This window comes from Actinoplanes sp. NPDC051633 (assembly GCF_040681735.1).
GTDB lineage: Bacteria > Actinomycetota > Actinomycetes > Mycobacteriales > Micromonosporaceae > Actinoplanes.
Window position 1 is genome coordinate 1 of the sequence record NZ_JBFAZH010001749.1, and the last position, 1,160, is coordinate 1,160.

2 protein-coding genes are annotated in these 1,160 nt (G+C 73.7%); both read left to right on the plus strand.

Annotated features, from left to right (window positions below; genetic code table 11):
• Positions 1-863, plus strand: an 863-nt coding sequence (locus AB0M20_RS44870) for a zinc-binding dehydrogenase (RefSeq protein ID WP_364307720.1), incomplete at its 5' end; no start/stop codon positions are given.
• Positions 860-1,160 (plus strand): SDR family NAD(P)-dependent oxidoreductase (locus AB0M20_RS44875; protein ID WP_364307722.1); only part of this gene is annotated, 301 nt, incomplete at its 3' end. The genes AB0M20_RS44870 and AB0M20_RS44875, both read left to right, overlap by 4 nt.

Sequence of the window (1,160 nt, forward strand, 5' to 3'; positions counted from 1 at the left end):
CGCAGCCCATCGGGCAGGAGATGTCCGGCCACGTCGCGGCCGTCGGCGCGGGCGTCTCGGATTGGACGGTGGGCCGGGCGGTCACCGTCATGCCGCTCGACTGGTGCGGCGCCTGTCCCGCCTGCCGCGCCGGTCACCAGCACGTCTGCCAACGGCTCACCTTCATCGGCATCGACTCGCCGGGAGCCCTGCAGAGCCGCTGGACGGTCCCGGCGCGTGTGCTGGTGGCGCTGCCGCCGGACCTGCCGATGACCCACGGCGCCCTGGTCGAGCCCACGGCGGTCGCCGTGCACGACGTCCGGCGTGGCGGCGTCCGGCCCGGTGAGCACGTGGTGGTCGTCGGGGGCGGGCCGGTGGGAACGCTGATCGCCCTGGTGAGCCAGGCCTGGGGAGCGCAGGTGGTGGTCTCCGAGCCGGACAACTTCCGGCGGACCCTGCTGGCGGGCCTGGGGCTGAGCGCGGTGGATCCGATTGCCGTGAACCTGGCGGACTTCGTCGAGGAGTGGACCGGAGGCGCGGGGGCGGCGGTCGCGTTCGAGGTGTCCGGTTCCCCGGCGGGAATTGCCGCGGCGGTGGGCGTGCTGGCCGTCCGCGGCCGCCTGGTCGTGGTCGGCATCCATGCCCGGCCCCCCGAGGTGGATCTGCACCGCGTGTTCTGGCGGGAGCTCACCCTGGTCGGGGCCCGGGTCTACGAGCGAGCGGACTTCGACACCGCCGTGGAGATCATCCATCGCGGTGACGTGCCGGCCGAGCAGCTGATCTCCCGGATCCTGCCGCTGGCGGACGCCGCGGACGCGTTCACGACGCTCACCGGCGGTGGCGTGATGAAGGTGCTCATCGACTGCGCGGGGCAGGACCGATGACTGGTGCCTTCGATCTCCATGGCAAGCGGGCGGTGGTGACCGGCGCCCGGCGCGGGATCGGGCTGGCGATGGCGGACGCGCTGGCCGAGGCGGGCGCTGACATCGTCGCGGCCAGCGCCCAGCTGGAGCCGTCCGGTAGCGCCGTGGAGAAGCTGGTGGAGGGGCGTGGCCGGCGATTCGAGGGCTATCGGGTGGACTTCGCCGACCGGGCCGCGGTGACGGAGTTCGCCCGGCAGGTGACCGGGGACGGGCCGGTGGACATCCTGGTGAACAACGCCGGGACCATCCGCCGCAGTC